The sequence below is a fragment of the Methylobacterium sp. J-067 genome (assembly GCF_022829465.1).
Classification (GTDB): Bacteria; Pseudomonadota; Alphaproteobacteria; order Rhizobiales; family Beijerinckiaceae; genus Methylobacterium; species Methylobacterium litchii.
Window position 1 is genome coordinate 40115 of record NZ_JAKSXZ010000143.1, and the last position, 16909, is coordinate 57023.

A 16909-nucleotide genomic window follows, 5' to 3' on the forward strand; every position below is an offset into this window, starting at 1 on the left:
CGGTAGGCGTTGTCGAGCTACGGCAACAGGACCGCCGGCATGCTCGCCCAGGCGAGCCCCCGGCCGAGCGCCAGGACATGGAGGACGACGAAGGCTTCGCGGGCGACCGCACGCTCACCGAAACGCCCGCTGTAGCGGGCCAGCGCGACGAAGGCCGCCGCGCAGAGGGCGGTCACCGCCGCCGCGAGGCCGTACAGGTAGGCCTGCGAGGCGATGTTCCATAAGATCCCGGCCAGCATCAGCACGAGGGCGCCCTGCGTCACCGCCGAGTACCGGCCGAGTTGCAGGGTCTCGGCGAGCATGGTCGCGCGTGTCGCCTCGTGGAGGTGCGCGTCCTCGTCGCGAAGGGGCGCGTCGTCGACGTCCGCCGGCAGGATGATCTCGCTCATGGAGGTGAACCTCACGCCGCGATCGGCGGCGCTCGAAAGCGGGCCCGGAGTTCTTTCCGGGCGGAAGAGGACGGTTGCCTCCTCGTCACGCCATCATGAACGTTGTCCGCTGCGGAACCCTCAAACGGATCGATGAAAGGAGGCTACATCGGCCACTCATCGGATCGAAAACTATTTATTTCGCAACCGGACTGACCTCTTTCGTGGCAGGAAAATCACCTCCGATGCCGCTGCCGGTCTAATCTGGTCCTCATTGTTACCGAAGATTGTCTCGCCCGCGCGCTGGGCCTGACGACGCGTCTCAGTCGCTCAGCTGTGGGTGCGGTGGCGCCCGCGCGGCCCAACCGATACGGGCGTGTTGTCCCGGTTCTCCTCGGAGAGCTTGCGCCACCGGGCCAATCGCTCCGGTTTGATCGTGCCTTCGGTGACCGCGGCGGTCACGGCGCAGCCGGGCTCGTGGGCGTGGGTACAGTCGCGGTATCGGCACGAGGGCGCGCGTTCGACGATCTCGGCAAACACGATGTCGAGCCCCTCCGCGGCGCCACCGAGATGCAGCGTTCGCATTCCCGGCGTGTCGATAACCCAGCCACCGCCGGCAATCCGATGCAACGAACGGCCGGTGGTCGTGTGGCGTCCCTTCGCGTCATGCTCGCGAATGCCGCCGGTCTCCTGGGGAAGGGCCTGATCGGGACCCGCCAGCGTGTTCACCAGAGTCGATTTGCCGACACCGGAGGAGCCGACCAGCGCCACGGTCCGTCCCATCCCGCACCACGGAGCCAGCGTGTCGGCAGCCGTGGGGAGACGGGGATTGACCGTCATCACGGCGAGCCCGCGTTGCAACGCGGACGCTTCACGCTGGTAGCTTTCCAAATTGTCCGTCGTGTCGGCCTTGGTGAGCAGGAGCACGGGTTGCGTGCCGCCTTGATTGGCCAGGGCCAGGTAGCGCTCCAGGCGCGCGGGATTGAAGTCGGCGTTGCAGGACGTGACGATGAACAGCGTGTCGACATTGGCCGCCGCAGCTTGAAGCGTTTTGCTGCCTTCCGTGCGTCGTTCCATCACCGTTTGGCGGTCCAGACGGCGATGCAGGGTCCGGGTTTCGGGATCGACGAGGATCCAATCGCCCACCGTGAAATCGCCCGCGTTGGCACGGACGGCCAGCGTCAACTCGACCGAGCCAGCCTCCGACAGGGCGGTCAGGCGAGAGCGGTGGATCGCGGCGATCCGCATCGGGGCGAGATCGGCCTCGTGGGGCTCGCGCTGGTCTTCGAAGAAATCTGACCAACCCAGACTTGCAAGGTCGACAGGTTGGGGGGCGGTCGGATGATCGGTCACGGTCCGGCCCATGACACGCCCTCACGCGCCTGGCCAGCCATCCGCCTCATGCTCCGGCGATAGCGGGGCGCCAGCGGTCGAGCTCGCGGTCGATGGCGCCCTCGGTGGCGCGCAGGAACTCGGCGGTCGGCAGGTTCCGGTCGAGGGTGGCGAGGTAGCTCACCACGACGGTGCCGGCCCGGGCCGGGCCGCCGCCGGGCCAGAACAGGCCGGAATTCACGGCGACCGGCACCACCGGCAGGCCGAGGCGGCCGTAGAGCAGTTCGACGCCGCGCTTGAACCGCACGGGATCGGCCATCTCGCCCCGGGTCCCCTCCGGGAAGATCAGCACCGAGCGGCCCGACGCGACGGCCGCTTGGCATCCCTCGATCATCGTGCGCAGGGCCTGCGTGCCGTTGGCGCGATCGATGACGATCATCGGCGAGCGGCGCAGGAACCAGCCGACCACGGGAATCGCCAGCAATTCGCGCTTGGCGATGATGGCGACGTCGGGGACGAGCACGAGGAAGGCCAGGGTCTCCCAGGCGGATTGGTGGTTCGCGACGATCAGGCAGGGTTCGGCGGGGATGTGCTCCCGCCCCTCCTCGACGTAGTTCAGCCCGACGAGGCGGCGCAGGCCGAAGAGGATGCCGTGGGCCCACAGGCGCGTCGCCGCGCGGATCGGACGGGTCGGCGATCCGGCCAGGGCGAAGACCGCCAGCGGCGCGAGGAACAAAGCTGTCCACCCCATCCAGTACGAGGCGAACAGGAAAAACCGGACGCGTGCCAAGGTGGGTCCTCTTGATCGGGCCCGAGCCAGGGCAGATGGTCTGAATAGCGTTTCGCGGCGCGGGACGCACGACGTTTCGGCCGCGATCTGCCGGCTCGGGCGGTGATCCGCGACGCGATGCCGTCCGATCATGACTGAATAACGTCCGTCGTCCCGGATCGTGCGGGCGGCGCGGCGGCGTCGAGCGCCCGCCGCACGGTGGAGCGCGCCGCCTCGATGGCGACGGTGGCGGCGCCGAGCGTGCGTGGTTCGGTCGGCCGGTTCAGGGCGTGGCGCGCGATGCTGCCCGCGAGGTCGTCCACCTCCCCCGCCATCGCCCCCAGGCGCACGCGGTCGGTCTCGCGCCGCGCCTCCGTCCGCAATTCTAGCAGCCGGGCGGTCGCCACCTCGATCCGCTCCCGGCGGATCCGTCCGAGGCGCTGGCGCAGCCACGCCGCCGTCGAGCCGAGGCCGCCGCCGAGGATGGCGACAAGGTAGATCCAGCTCTCGTAACGCTCGATGAAGGTTTCCTGCTCGCGCTCGTAATAGTCGATGGCCCCTGGATGGATGGGCAGGCGGGCGCTCGTGGCGTCCGCCGTGTCCTCGTAATCCGGGTGCACGACGTCCTCGGCCGCCGGCACGGTCTCCGCCAGAGTCGAACGCATCTCGAACAGGTGCTGCGTCACCTCGGCGGCGACGCTGCGCGACAGGCCGGCGCGCGCCATCAGGCGGTAGGACGAGCCCACGGTGGCGACGTCCTCGGCGGGCAGGCGGGGATGGCCGCCATAGAGCCCGGCCGGCACCGTGACCGGCTGCAGGCGCGGCCAGCGCGCCAGCACGGCCGCCGCGTCGGACACGCCGAAGAGGTCGACCTCGCCGCCCTCGGCCGCGTCGGCGACGGCGCCGACCGCCCGCCGCGCCGCCGGGAAAGTGGGGGTCGCCACGAGGGCCAGGGCGTCGATGCGACCGTCCCGGAGGGCGGCGGTGACGTCCGCCTCTTCGACCGGGACGAGGGCGACGGCCTTCGGGCCGATGTCGCCGGCCGGCGCGTCGGCGAGGAGGTCGAGCCCGTAATGGGCGACGAGGTTGCGCAGCAGCGTCCGGTCTGCCGTCCGCCCAGCGAGCATGCCGAGCCGCTTGCCCGCGAGGTCCGGTATGGCCTTGATGCCGGAGGCTCCCGGCGCGACGACGAAGGCGGCCAGCGCCCGCAGCACCGCGAGGGTGAGGCCGTTGCCCGGCAGCGCCACGTCCGGCCGGACCACCGCGAGGTCGGCCTGTCCGGCCTTCAGCGCCTCCGCGCTCTCGCGCACGCCGTCGAAGCCCACGACCTTCAGCCGGATTCCGAGCTTCCGCCGGGCGAGTTCCGCCGCGTAGGCCCGCAGCAGCGCCGGCTCCGTCCCGCCCTGCGGGGCGACCGCGAGGGTCAGCGTCGTCGGGCGGGTCAGCCAGTAGGCGGCGACGCCGCCGAAGACCAAGAAGGCCACGAGGCCGAGGGGCAGCAGGGCCTCGCGGAGGCCGGGCAACGCCAATGTCCGCAATACGCTTCCCCCGCAACCGGTCGGGGCCCGAAGCCCGGAAGCCTAACGGCAAACCCGGTCAATCCGCTCCGCTGGCCGCCACGGGCCGGTCGGGAAGCGGCGCGGCGAGGACCTTGTCGATGCGGCGGCCATCCATGTCGATGACCTCCAGCCGCCAGCCCTCGGCCACGAGGGTGTCGCCGGTCGCCGGAATGCGTCCGAGGCGATTGATGATGAAGCCGGCGAGCGTCGCGTAATCGTCCATGGCCGGGGGCTCGGCGAAGGCGAGGCGCTCGAAGGCCTCGGCGGCCGGCATCATGCCGTCGATGAGGAGCGAGCCGTCCTCCCGCTCGACCACCGACGGATCCTCACCGGGTTCGGGGATGTCGCCCGCGATGGCCTCCAGCAGGTCGGTCTGGGTGACGAGACCTTCGAGGCTGCCGTACTCGTCCACGATCACCGCCATCTGCACCGGGTTGCGCTGGAAGCTTTCCAGGGCGGCCAGGACCGTCAGGGTTTCGTGGATGACGTTCGGGGGCTGGGTCGCCGCCTCGACGTCGGGCGGCTGGCCGTCGAGGATCTGGTGGAGCAGGTCCTGCTTGCGTAGCACGCCGACGAGTTCGTCGATGCCGCCCCGGCTGACGACGACGTGGGCGTGGCTGCAGGCCCGCACCGCCCGGAGGATCGCGTCCGGCGGCGCGTCGAGATCGACCCATTCGACCTCGTGGCGCGGCGTCATGATCTCGCGGACCCGGCGATCTCCCAGCTTGAAGATGCGCTCCACGGCCTCCTGTTGCGCCTCGCGGAGGAGGCCGGCCTCGCGGCTCGCCTCGACCAGCAGGTTCAATTCGGCGGTCGAGTGGTGGCCGCCCTCCCCGTGGCCGGGTTGCAGGCCGCACAGGCGCAGGACGCCGTTGCCGAGCCCGTTGAGGAACGAGATGGCCGGGCGGAACAGGATTAGGAACAGGCTGAGCGGCCGGATGATCGCCAGCGCCGTGCGCTCGCTGCGCTGGAGCGCGAGGCTTTTCGGCGCCAGCTCGCCGAGCACGATGTGCAGGGCGGTGATGATGGTGAACGAGATCACCACCGCGACCGTGTGCGCCGCCGCGGTCGAGAGCGTATCGGGCAGCCAGGCCAGGACGGGCTCGATCAGCCGGGCCAGGGCGGGTTCGCCGACCCAACCGAGGGCCAGCGACGAGATGGTGATGCCGAGCTGGGTGGCCGCGAGATGGGCGTCGAGGTGGTCGGTCGCCCAGAGCAGCGCCTTGGCGTTCAGGCGCCGCTCGGCGACGAGTTCGGCGACGCGGCTGCGCCGGACCGCCACCAGGGCGAACTCGGCCGCCACGAAGAATCCGTTCGCGAGAACGAGGGCGAGGACGGCGAACAACCCGACGAAAGTACCCCAACCATCGTCAGAAATCGTCGCCTCCCGCCAAGCCCCACGCCCTGCGGGTCCTTACAGCACGGACGGCGTTCAGCCTACGGGCTTTCGCCGTCCGTGCCGCAGTGCTGTCGACTTGCCTTACGGCATGTTCTCGGCGCTCGGGTAGGCGCGGACGCGGCTGCGCCCGTCGACCATGCCGGCCGAGGACAGGCCGGTGCCGGAGGGCGACGGCTGCAGGTCGGTCGGCTGGGTCGAGGCGGTGGCGGCCGGCATCTCCCAGCCGTCCGACTTCCAGTTCCGGGTCCGCTCGTCCATGTCGATGGAGCCGTGCTGCTCGAGGATGTCCATCACCATCGGCGCCCGCGAGTCGTCCGCGCGCACCGTCACGAGGGTGCCGCCCCGGCGCACGCCCTCGGAGTAGACATGGGCGTCGCTCTCGTTGAGCCCGGCACCCGCCAGACCGCCGACGAGACCGCCCGCCGCCGCGCCGATGCCCGCGCCGGTGAGGGCGCTGACCAGCCAGCCGGCTGCCACCACCGGTCCCACGCCGGGGATCGCCAGGAGGCCGAGGCCCGCGAGCAATCCGGCCGCGCCGCCCGCCACGGTGCCGAGGGTCGCCCCGGTGCCCGCGCCGGTCTCCGCGCCCTGCTTGGTGTCGTGATCGGTCCCCGAGCCGAGGCGGCCCGCGTGCCGGTCACCCTCGTTGTTGCTGACGATGCTCACGTTCGCATGGGGGATGCCGCCGGCTTCCAGCTTGGCGACGGCCTCTCCGGCGTCGTCGTAGCGGTCGAACAGGGCGGTAATGGTCTGCTGTGCCATGGTGGCCTCCTGACAGGATTTCGGGGTGCTGGCCGTCCGGTGCCGCTAGTGGGGAGCGGCGACGTTGCCCTTGAAGTCCACGCCGACGGGCACGGCCTTGCCGTTCATCATCGCGGTGCCCCGCCAGATGCCCTTGTCGTCCTTCTTGAGGTCCTTGGCGTCCTTGAAGCCGGCCTCGTCCAGACGGTGGCGGACCTGCGCCTCGGTGAAGCTGTTGGCGCCTTCCTCGAGCTTGGCGCCCGAGGCGGTCGCGGTCGTTCTCGGATTATGGGCGTCCGGCCGGTCGGTGTTGGGCCGGGCGACGGCCTTCTGGCCGCCCGACGACTCGCTCGTCGTGGCATCGGGGGCAGGCTTGCCCGTCACGGTGGTCTGGGCGGCGACCGGGCTCAGACCCAACAGGGTCAGCAGAGCAACGGTGGTCAGTGTCTGGCGCATTACGCATCTCCCACGCGGTTTCACGGAATGAAGCCATGTCGCGGAGGAAGCGTTCCGAAAATAATGGACGATCCCGGGCCGTTGCAACCAACTTCGGCCATAGGCAACGGCCGGTACATGGGATCGGCAAGTCTAACCTCGGTTAGTAAAGCAAAGATCGTACCACGCATTGCCCCGGCCCCGGTGGACCGGGGGACGCGAGGGCTCCGTGGCAAAACCTGCGCGGCTTGGTATGATTTCTTCCACGACGCCGCCACACATCAATAAATCATCGTTTGTTAGTGCATTATCGTCCCCGAATGATGTGTTCGCCGCGGGCTTTGGACGATCGAATTCAGACTTCGGTAGCGCCCTGGGCCGATCATGAGGCCACGACCGAGCCCCTTGCGGCCGCCCCGCGGCGCCGGGCTCGCCGCCTACAACAGGGATCCCGTCATGCTCGACTTCGTCGCCCGGCGCCGCCACGCCGTCACGCGTGCCGCGACGCTCGCGGCCCTCCGCACGCCGGTGCTGAATCTCGACGGGAAGGGCCTCGTCACTGCGATCAACCCGGCCATGGCCGACCTCCTCGCCGGAATCCGGCCGGATGAGGTCGTCGGCCGGCACATCGATGGCCTCTGCCGCGACACGGACGGACGGTCCCTCGCCGCCCTGGACAAGCGGGGGGCGACGGCCGTGGCCATGCTCGGCGAGCGCGTCTACGACGTCACGGCGGCGCCCGTGACGGTCGAGGGCGAGCCTGTGGGCCAGTCCCTCGCCTGGAGCGACGCCGCGCCCCGCCTGGAAGCCGGGGACCATGCCCGCCGCCTCGCGGCGGTGGAGGCGGCGCAGGCGGTGATCGAATTCCTGCCCGACGGCACGATCCTGACGGCCAACGGATTGTTCCTCGACCTGATGGGCTACACCCTGGACGAGATCCGGGGCCGCCATCACGGACTCTTCGTCGAGGCGGCCTATCGCGACAGCCGCGACTACGCCGTGTTCTGGGATGGGCTGCGCGCCGGACGCGCGGAGGTCGCCGCGTTCAAGCGGATCACGAAGGCCGGCAAGGCCGTGTGGATCAAGGGCGCCTACAACCCGATCCGGGACGAGGCGGGCAAGGTCGCCAAGGTGGTGAAATACGCCACCGACGTCACGGCGCAGACGGTCGAGGCGGCGGCGCTGCGGGGGCAGGTCGATGCCATCCGCAAGTCGCAGGCGGTGATCAGCTTCGACCTCGACGGCCACGTCCTAGAGGCGAACGCGAATTTCCTGAACGCGGTCGGCTACACAGCCGGGGAGGTCGTCGGCCAGCACCACGGGATGTTCGTCGATCCCGCCGAGCGCGCCGGCACGGACTATGCCCGCTTCTGGGAGGCCCTGCGCCGGGGCGAGTTCCAGGCGGGGCAGTTCCGCCGCATCGGCAAGGGCGGCCACGAGGTCTGGATCGAGGCGAGCTACAACCCCGTCTTCGACGCGGACGGGCGGCCGGTGCAGGTGACGAAGTTCGCCATCGACGTCACTGTGCAGGTCGAGCAGCGCGAGCGCGTCCGCCTTCTGGAGGAGGAGGCCGCCCGGGAGCGGGCCGAGGCCGAGATGCGCCGAAAGGCCGAACTCGCGCAGCTCGCGGACGCCTTCGAGCAGACGGTGGGCGCCGTCCTCTCCTCGGTCGCCTCGGCGGCGGCGGAGTTGCAGGCCACCGCCTCCAGCATGTCGGGGATCGCCGCCGACACTGCGCGCCAGTCGACCACGGTCGCCGCCGCCGCCAACCAGGCCGCAGCCAACGTCAACACCGTCGCCGCCGCCGCCGAGGAGCTCGGGGCCTCGGTGGACGAGATCGCCCGGCAGGTGTCCGGCTCGGAGGACCTCGCGGGGCAGGCCGTGACCGAGGCCGACCAGACGGCGATGCTGGTGCAGGAACTCAGCGAGGCGGTGCGCAAGATCGGCGACGTGGTGTCGATGATCTCGGCTATCGCGAGCCAGACCAACCTCCTGGCCCTCAACGCCACCATCGAGGCGGCGCGGGCCGGCGAGGCGGGGCGCGGCTTCGCCGTCGTCGCGGCGGAGGTGAAGGAGCTGGCGAACCAGACCGCCCGCGCCACCGAGGACATCACGAAGCAGATCGGGCGCATCCAGGGGGCGACCGTCAGCGCCGTGGGGGCCATCGACGGCATCCGGCACCGCATCCAGGAGATCAACGCGGTCGCCTCGTCCATCGCCGCCGCCGTGCAGCAGCAGGGGGCGGCGACGCAGGAGATCGTGCGCAACGTGACCGAGGCCGCCGCCGGGACCGGCGAGGTGACGAGCAACATCACCGGCGTCGCCCGCGCCTCAGAGGAGACCGGCGCGGCGGCCACGCAGGTCCTGACGGCGGCCTCGGACCTGTCGCGTCAGTCCGAGCACCTGGGCGGCGAGGTCACGCGGTTCCTGACCAAGATCCGGGCCGCGTGAGCGGCGACAAACGGCCGCTGCGAATTCGATCATCGTAGTTCCCGGCGGCCAGCCGAAAACACAATCGATTTAATCGAATCCTCATCGATTTGACCCGCTATTCACGGATCGGCTTGAGGCCGTGGCAGTCGTCACCGTGCAAAATGGCGGGAACACAGGAGACGATCCTCCTTCCCCGTGGAGACTTGAGATGCTGCTCCCCAATGCCGAGTTCAGATCGAAGCTGAACGCGCTGGACGCCTCGCAGGCACTGATCGAGTTCGATCTCGACGGCCGGGTCGTGAACGCCAACGCCAAATTCCTCGCCGCCCTCGGCTACCGGATCGAGGAGATCCGGGGGCAGCACCACGGGATGTTCGTGGACCCGGCCGAGCGCGAGAGCGACGCCTACCGGCAGTTCTGGGCGGCTTTGCGCCGGGGCGAGTTCCAGCAGGCCGAATACAAGCGCATCGCCAAGGGCGGCCGCGAGGTCTGGATCCAGGGGAGCTACAATCCCCTCATCGGGCGCAACGGCAAGCCCTACGGCGTGTTCAAATGCGCCACCGACACCACGGAACAGAAGCTGCGCAACGCCGACAACGCGGGCAAGCTCGACGCCCTCGACCGCTCCCAGGGCATCATCGAGTTCGCCCTCGACGGCACCGTCCTGACTGCGAACGCCAACTTCCTCGCGATCGTCGGCTACGGACTCGACGAGGTGCAGGGCCGGCATCACGCGATCTTCGTCGATGAGGCCGAGCGCGGGGGCGACGCCTACCGCGCGTTCTGGGACGGGCTGCGCCGGGGCGAGTTCCAGCAGGCCGAATACAAGCGCATCGCCAAGGGCGGGCGCGCCGTGTGGATCCAGGCCACCTACAACCCCGTCCGCGACGCCGCCGGCCGTCTCGTGAAGGTCGTCAAGTTCGCCACCGACATCACCACCGCCGTGGAGGAGCGCCTGCGCCGGGCGGAGCTGCACCGCAGCATCGATCACGATCTCGATGGCATCGCCGCCGCCGTCTTCCAGGCCTCCCAGCAGGCCGTGGGGGCCGCCAGCGCCGCCGAGCAGGCTTCGGGCAACACCCAGGGCGTCGCGGCGGGCGCGGAGGAACTCGCCTCGTCCGTCGGGGAGATCGGCCGGCAGGTCAGCCGCGCCCTGCAGGTCACCGGACGCGCCGTCGAGCAGGCGAACGCCACCTCCACCGTCGTGGCCGGGCTCGCCTCAGCAGCCCAGCGCATCGGCGACGTGGTCGGCATGATCTCGAGCATCGCCTCGCAGACGAACCTCCTGGCGCTCAACGCCACCATCGAGGCGGCCCGCGCCGGCGAGGCCGGCAAGGGCTTCGCCGTGGTCGCCGCCGAGGTGAAGGACCTCGCCGCGCAGACCGCCAAGGCGACGCAGAGCATCGGCGGCCAGATCGCCGAAACGCAGGACGCGGCGAACCGGGCGGCCTCCGCCATCACCGGCATCGGCGAGACTATCGAAGAAGTGAACGCCATCTCTTCGGCCATCTCCTCGGCCGTGGAGCAGCAGGCCGCCGTGGCGCGGGAGATGTCGGTCAACATGCAGGCCATGACCGGCGCGGTCTCCGAGATCAGCCACAGCGTCGGCGTGATCGCCTCCTCGACCCGGGAGGTCGATGCCGCGACGCGCCTCGTCCGTGACGCCTCGCGCAGCATGGCGGCCTGACCCGAGGGCGGATCGCGGCGAACCGTCCTTCCCCTGGCGACGCGGGCACCGTAATCTTGGCCGACGCTGCTTCGCGGCGACGGGGGCGGACCACGTGCGGAATCGGGGGGACCGAGCCAGGGCGACTTTGACCGGCTTGCAGCGGAACCGTGCCGGCCGGCGCGGGGCCGTCGCGCACCCGGCATGATTCCCGCGCGCCCCGAGAATCCCGCGGCCTATGCGGGGGATGCGGGACGCCTGGCGGCGCTCACGAGCTACGGTCTTCCCGGCACGCCGGGTGACGAGACGTTCGACGGCCTCATTCGCCTCGCGACGGAGGCCTGTGCCGCGCCGGTCGGGATGATCACCCTGGTCGCCGCCGAGCGGCAATGGTTCAAGGCCCGCATCGGCTTCGAAGAGGCCGAGACCGGCCTCGACCGGTCGATCTGCGTCCACGCCCTGCCGGAGACGGACGCCCTCGTCATCTCGGACCTGACGCGGGACCCGCGCACCCGGGACAACCTCGCCGTCACGGGTCCCTCCGCCTTCCGCTTCTACGCGGGCGCCCCCCTTCGCAGTGCCTGCGGCCACGGGCTGGGCGCGGTGTGCGTCATCGACCGCACCCCGCGCGAGGGTGGCCTGACGCGATCCCAGGCGGACTTCCTGCGGGGGTTGGCCGATCAGGTCATGGCGCTGTTCGAGGCCCGCCGCGCCCTGTTGGCCCGCGAGGAGGAGGCGGCAGGGCTGCGGGCGAGCGCGGCCTTCCTGCACAGCGTGCTCGCCGCCTCGCCCGACTGCATCAAAGTGCTCGACCTGGAGGGGCGCCTCGATTTCATGAACGGCCCCGGCCTCGTCGCCATGGAGGTCGACGATTTCGCCACCATCCATGGCGCTTACTGGCCCCGCTTCTGGGCGGGGCCGTCCGAGGACGAGGCCCGCGCGGCCGTCGCGCGGGCCGCCGCCGGCGGCGAGGGCCGCTTCGAGGGCTGGGCGCACACCCTGCGCGGCGTCGTGAGATACTGGGACGTGTCCGTCACCCCCATACGGGGCGGAGACGGCCGGCCGGAACGGCTGCTCGCGGTCTCGCGCGACCGGACCACGGAACGGCAGGCCTCCGTGAGGCTCGCCGCCCTGACGCGCCTCGGCGACGACATCCGAAGCCTCGCGGAGACCGATTCCGTTTCGGCCCTCGCCGCCGCGACGGCCGGAGAGACTTTGGGCCTGTCGCGCGCGGCCTACGGCGCCGTGGACCGCGCCGAGAGCGGCATCGACTTCCAGCGGGGCTGGACGCGGCAGGGCCAGCGCAGCGTCGTCGGGCGGCACCGCTACGCGGATTACGGGCGCTACATCGACGATTTACGCCGGGGCGAGACCGTGGTCATCGCGGATGTGCGCACCGATCCGCGCACCGCCGCGAGCCTCGACGCGCTGCGGCGCTTCGACATCGGCGCGCTCGTCAATGTGCCGGCGATGGCCGGGGAGCACCTCGTCGGGGTGCTCTGCCTGCACGAATCCGGGCCCCGCGCCTGGACGGGGGAGGAGGTCGCCTTCGCCAAGGCCGTGGCGGATCGGACGCGCCTCGCCCTGATGCGGATCGCGGCGGAGGAGCAGCAGCAATTGCGGACCCACGAGGTCGGCCACCGCCTCAAGAACCTGCTCGCGATGGTGCAGGCCATCGCCACACAGACCCTGCGCTCGGCCGACGACCTCACCGGGGCGAGCGAGGTTCTGGCGGGCCGCCTCGCGGGGCTCGGGCAATCCTACGATCTGCTGCTCGACGGCGAGCTGGCGACGAGCCCCATCCGGGACGTCGTCACCCGCGCCCTCCACCTGCATGCCGATGCCTCCGGGCGCTTCGACGTCTCGGGACCGGAGATCCTGGTCGGCGGTCAGGTCGCCCTGTCGCTGTCGCTGATGCTGCACGAACTGGCGACGAACGCGGCGAAGTACGGCGCCCTGTCGAACGTCACCGGGCGCGTTGCCGTGGAATGGCAGATCCGGGAGGCCGGAGGCGGGACGCGGCTGCGGCTCGCCTGGACCGAGCGCGGCGGGCCACCCGTCGCCCCGCCCAATCGGAAGGGGTTCGGCACCCGGCTGATCGAGCGCGGGTTGGCCGGTCAGGTCGGGGGCGAGGTGGCCCTTGCCTATAAGCCCGAGGGCTTCGCCTTCACCATCGAGGCGCCGCTGGCCGCGTTCCGCTCGGGGAACGCGGTGCAGGACGGCACTCCGGCGCGAGCGGTCACGACCCCATTTTGACTATTGGTATTTGGTATGCCATCATTCTTCGTGTGTCGGATGGTCGCCCATGCCCCGCGACAATGATGGACGCGGCGCAGGCTCCCTCGGACGCTTCACGGCACAAGGCGAACAAGCCCCCGTGAATCGAAGCCAGATAGGCTCACATCGACGGAGGAAGCCATGATGGGCGCGCCGCTCGCGGGCGTGAAGGTTCTGGACTTCACGCATGTTCAGTCCGGCCCGACATGCACACAGTTGCTGGCTTGGTTCGGCGCTGACGTCATCAAGATCGAGCGCCCCGATGGCGGCGACGCGACGCGCCAGCAATTGCAGGATATCCCCGGCGTCGACAGCCTCTACTTCACGATGCTGAACCACAACAAACGGTCGATCACGATCGACGTGAAGCACCCGACCGGCAAGGATGTGCTCTGGCGCCTCATCCGCGAATGCGACGTCCTCGTGGAGAATTTTGCGCCGGGCGCCCTCGACCGGATGGGCCTGACCTGGGACGCCCTGCAGGAGGCCAACCCCCGCCTCATCCTCGCCTCGGTGAAGGGCTTCGGGCCGGGCCGCTACGAGGATTGCAAGGTCTACGAGAACGTCGCCCAATGCGCCGGCGGCTCGGCCTCGACCACGGGCTGGCGCGGCGACAAGCCGATGGTGACGGGCGCGCAGATCGGCGATTCCGGGACCGGGCTCCACCTCGCCTTGGGAATCGTCACAGCCCTCTATCACCGCGTGCAGAGCGGACGCGGGCAGCGGGTCGATTGTGCGATGCAGGACAGCGTGCTCAACCTCTGCCGGGTGAAGCTGCGCGACCAGCAGCGCCTCGCGCGCGGGCCGCTCCCGGAATACAGCCAGTTCGGCGAGGGCGTGCCCTTCGGCGAGGCCGTCCCGAGGGCCGGGAACGATTCCGGCGGGGGGCAGCCCGGCCGCATCCTGAAATGCCGGGGCTGGGAGCAGGACCCGGACGCCTACATCTACTTCATCGCGCAGGCGGCGGTGTGGAAGCCGATCTGCGACATCATCGGTGAGCCGGACTGGACGACGGACCCGAACTACAGTTCACCCCAGGCCCGCCTGCCGCATCTCAACGAGATCTTCACGCGCATCGAGGCGTGGACGATGAAGCACGACAAGTTCGAGGCGATGGATATCCTCAACGCCTACGACATACCCTGCGGGCCGATCCTCTCGATGAAGGAGATCGCCGAGGACGAGGCGCTGCGCGCCAGCGGAACGGTAGTGGAGGTCGATCACCCGACGCGGGGATCCTACCTCACGGTCGGCAATCCGATCCGCCTGTCGGCGAACCCGGTCGCGATCGAACGCTCGCCGCTGCTGGGCGAGCATACCGACGAGATCCTGCGCGACGTGCTCGGCTGTTCCACCGCCGAGATCGACGCGATCCTGTGGTCGGGCGCGATGGGCCCGGCCACGAAGATCGCCGCGGAGTAAGGCTGGCCTCAGGCGTAGCGGGCGTGGCTGGCAGCCGGGCGCTGACGGCTGTTGCTCTCGTCGGCGGCGCCGGGGGTCAGCTTGTCGGCGACGTAGACGACCAGGAGGCACTGCACGGAAGCGAAGAGGACGAAGGCGGCGAGGGCAGTGGCGAGCATCGTGGTCTCCGGGGCCTATGTTGCGCTGCGGTAGCCCCGATATAGAACCCGCTGCCTTGTATACCAAGTGCAAAATACCAATCTGGCGCATGCAATTTGTGCATGGCAACACGGGGACTAAGCCGGCCTCGCGGCGTGCAGCCCTCCCGAGCCGAGGGTGAGTTCGGCCGTGACCGGTGGCCCGTTGGGGACGCTCTCGTCCTCTAGCCCTCCGTCGAACAGGCCGATGGCCTCACAGGTCGCCCGCATCGCGGCGTCCGTGCAGAGGCGGTCGAGGGTCGCCCGGTCGCGGGCGACCAGCCGTCCGCGCTCGAAGCGCGCGTAGACGTGCCCCGTGCCGCGCTCGGCGAACCGGACCTCTCCGAGCCGGCCGAGGCAGGCCTTCAGGAAGCCGACGTTGCATTCCGGCGCGTGGTCGATGCCCGCGTAGACCTGCGCGGGCGTCTCCGCATAGACGTTGATCTTGCGGAAGCGCTCGATGTCGAGCAGCGCCACGGGGTCGAGGACGATCATCGCATCGTTGCCGCCGAAGGCGATGGTACGCGGCACCTCGCCGTTCGGGACGGTGTTGTCGAGGAACTCGAAGGCGACGACCTTGTCGCGCCGCAGCGCCCACAGGAAGAACAGGCGCGGGATGCCCGCGAAGGCCTCGACATTGTGGGCGAGCAGGTCCTCGACGGCCTTGTAGCGGCCGAACTCCTGGCCCCGCTTCCAGGCCCGCTCCACCGTCGCCTCGGGGGGCGTGACCATGAATTGCAGATAGATCGTGTGGCCGAACCGGGTGAGCAGTTGACCCGGCCGATCCGCCGCCGCATCGACCGCGAAACTGTCGAAGCGGAAACGGTCGATCAGCAGATGGGACATCCGCCCCTCGGCCGCCTTCCGGCTCATGTAGAGGTCGAGCTTTTCGTCGACGATCTCCACCTCGTAGCCGGTGAGCGGCCCGGCATAGCGCCGCGCGGCCCCGAGGCTGTCGTAGTCGAGGAGATACTTGCGCCAGACGTCCGGCGTGATCACCGCGAAGTCCTGCCAATCCGCCCCCGTCCGCTCGGCCAGCGCCCGCTGGTAGGGGCGGATCGTACTCTTGCCCGAGGCCGAGGCGCCCTTCACGTTCATGACCACGGGACGCTCCTGCGCCCGGACCCGGCGATAGCCCTCGGCGGCGGCGACCGCGTCGAACCAGGGCGCGATCATCTCGCCGATCCGGCGGCTCCCATAGCCGTTCGAGACGAGGATGGCGGCGAGCTTGCGCAGCAGGTCCGCATTCCGGGGCAGATGGCCATGCCGCGCGACGAGGCCGGCGGTGACCGTCGCCAGGGCGTCCTGCACCGCCCGCTCCAGGCTGCCGGGCTCGGCCGGATCGCGCCGGGCGGGCGCCTCGACCGGATCGGGCGTCCGCGCGTGCAACCTGAAACTGAGCCAGCCCCGCCGGTTCGGCACGGTCTCGCGCTCCGGCCCGTCGAGGAGGAGCGCGATCTCCCGCCGGAGCAGGGTATCCGCCTCCTCCCGGATCGCGCGCAACGCGTCCCGGATCTCCGGCAGGTGCCCCTCGATCCCGGCGCGCCAGATCGTCGCCACGATCCGGCGGAAGTTCACGCCGAGATCGGCATAGACCGTGCCGAGGGGGATCGAGAGATCCGCCATGACCCGCACCAGCAGCTCGTGGACGACGAGGCGCTCCGCCCGGAACACGCTGAGCCGGCTCGCGGGAATCCCACAGACGTCACTCAGCTCCTCGCTCTCCGCGAAACACGTCTCCGTGTTCTCGTCGCGAAAAACCGTCGCCAGGGGATGGACGTGACGGGGTAAACCGGAGGCGAGACCAGGATTCCAGGCATGGAAACCGGTTTCGCCCGACACCGGATCAGGCGGCGGAGGCGGCGTCGATCGCCTCGAACCGCATCTGGTACTGGTCGCCCCAGATCGCATCGGCCTTCTCGGCCCAGTCCTTGCCGAAGTATTTCTTCGCCTGGAACTCGCTGCTCCAGATGCAAACCGAGGTGATCCGGGTATCCAATACTCGGATGTGCTGGCTTTCCAAGCCGGAGGTCACGCCGAAGCGCGGCAGCATGTCCTTGCTGGCCAGCGCATGCTCGTTCTCGGCCGCATAGACGACCGGACATTCCACAATGGTGAGGTATTTCATCGGGTCGCTCGCCGGCTCCGTTGCGGTCTCACGCGGACGATCAGCCATGCCTTGGGTGCTCTACGGCAATCTTCTGCTTGGCGATGTCGGTTATCGGACACGAATCCGGCGCGGCGACCCGGTCGGTAGCCATGGCGTCGTGGGTCCCGCCTGCTCGGCTGGCCATCACGCTCCTCCTTCGGGTCCGCCCTCTCGGAGCGGTTC

At 70.0% G+C, this 16909-nt stretch carries 14 protein-coding genes; 4 read left to right on the forward strand and 10 right to left on the reverse strand.

Annotated elements, in window-relative coordinates; translation table 11 throughout:
* Window positions 1-17: 17 nt before the first annotated feature.
* The 7 genes from MKK52_RS22340 to MKK52_RS22370 all read right to left on the reverse strand — a co-directional run bounded on the left by MKK52_RS22340 (window position 18) and on the right by MKK52_RS22370 (window position 6624).
* Window positions 18-389, reverse strand: a complete 372-nt coding sequence (locus tag MKK52_RS22340; protein WP_243957873.1) for a hypothetical protein — start codon at window positions 387-389, stop codon at window positions 18-20.
* A gap of 309 nt (window positions 390-698) precedes the next feature.
* A complete protein-coding gene (rsgA, locus tag MKK52_RS22345; RefSeq protein ID WP_243957875.1) occupies window positions 699-1733 on the reverse strand; it encodes a ribosome small subunit-dependent GTPase A in 1035 nt (344 codons plus the stop codon).
* 34 nt (window positions 1734-1767) lie between these two features.
* The gene (locus tag MKK52_RS22350) at window positions 1768-2451 is read right to left on the reverse strand and encodes a lysophospholipid acyltransferase family protein (protein ID WP_243958033.1); all 684 of its coding nucleotides are present in this window, start codon (window positions 2449-2451) and stop codon (window positions 1768-1770) included.
* A gap of 167 nt (window positions 2452-2618) precedes the next feature.
* Entirely contained in the window at window positions 2619-3992 is a 1374-nt protein-coding gene (locus tag MKK52_RS22355) for a TAXI family TRAP transporter solute-binding subunit (RefSeq protein WP_243957877.1), read from the reverse strand.
* 73 nt (window positions 3993-4065) lie between these two features.
* Window positions 4066-5406: a hemolysin family protein gene (locus MKK52_RS22360; protein ID WP_409564723.1), complete on the reverse strand. Its 1341-nt coding sequence runs from the start codon at window positions 5404-5406 to the stop codon at window positions 4066-4068.
* Window positions 5407-5508: 102 nt separating this feature from the next.
* Window positions 5509-6189: a hypothetical protein gene (locus tag MKK52_RS22365; RefSeq protein WP_243957882.1), complete on the reverse strand. Its 681-nt coding sequence runs from the start codon at window positions 6187-6189 to the stop codon at window positions 5509-5511.
* 45 nt (window positions 6190-6234) lie between these two features.
* Window positions 6235-6624, reverse strand: coding sequence for a hypothetical protein (locus MKK52_RS22370; RefSeq protein WP_243957884.1), 390 nt, complete (start codon window positions 6622-6624; stop codon window positions 6235-6237).
* A gap of 816 nt (window positions 6625-7440) precedes the next feature.
* Between MKK52_RS22370 and MKK52_RS22375 the strand changes: the two genes are divergently transcribed.
* From MKK52_RS22375 to frc, 4 genes are all read left to right on the forward strand, one after another.
* A complete protein-coding gene (locus MKK52_RS22375; protein WP_409564724.1) occupies window positions 7441-9054 on the forward strand; it encodes a methyl-accepting chemotaxis protein in 1614 nt (537 codons plus the stop codon).
* Between the two features lie 190 nt (window positions 9055-9244).
* Window positions 9245-10723: a PAS domain S-box protein gene (locus MKK52_RS22380; RefSeq protein WP_243957888.1), complete on the forward strand. Its 1479-nt coding sequence runs from the start codon at window positions 9245-9247 to the stop codon at window positions 10721-10723.
* A 183-nt stretch (window positions 10724-10906) separates the two neighbouring features.
* Window positions 10907-12958, forward strand: coding sequence for a GAF domain-containing protein (locus MKK52_RS22385; RefSeq protein ID WP_243957890.1), 2052 nt, complete (start codon window positions 10907-10909; stop codon window positions 12956-12958).
* A gap of 165 nt (window positions 12959-13123) precedes the next feature.
* Window positions 13124-14401 (forward strand): formyl-CoA transferase, encoded by a 1278-nt coding sequence (gene frc, locus MKK52_RS22390; protein ID WP_243958042.1) that lies wholly within the window; start codon window positions 13124-13126, stop codon window positions 14399-14401.
* 8 nt (window positions 14402-14409) lie between these two features.
* On the opposite strand, the gene MKK52_RS22395 is transcribed toward frc, so the two are convergent.
* The 3 genes from MKK52_RS22395 to MKK52_RS22405 all read right to left on the reverse strand — a co-directional run bounded on the left by MKK52_RS22395 (window position 14410) and on the right by MKK52_RS22405 (window position 16705).
* Entirely contained in the window at window positions 14410-14559 is a 150-nt protein-coding gene (locus tag MKK52_RS22395) for a hypothetical protein (RefSeq protein ID WP_243957892.1), read from the reverse strand.
* Window positions 14560-14676: 117 nt separating this feature from the next.
* Complete coding sequence (locus tag MKK52_RS22400) at window positions 14677-16488, reverse strand: hypothetical protein (RefSeq protein ID WP_409564720.1); 1812 nt, start codon at window positions 16486-16488, stop codon at window positions 14677-14679.
* Window positions 16424-16705, reverse strand: coding sequence for a hypothetical protein (locus MKK52_RS22405; protein WP_243957896.1), 282 nt, complete (start codon window positions 16703-16705; stop codon window positions 16424-16426). Before MKK52_RS22405 ends, MKK52_RS22400 begins: the two co-directional genes overlap by 65 nt.
* Between the last annotated feature and the right edge of the window lie 204 nt (window positions 16706-16909).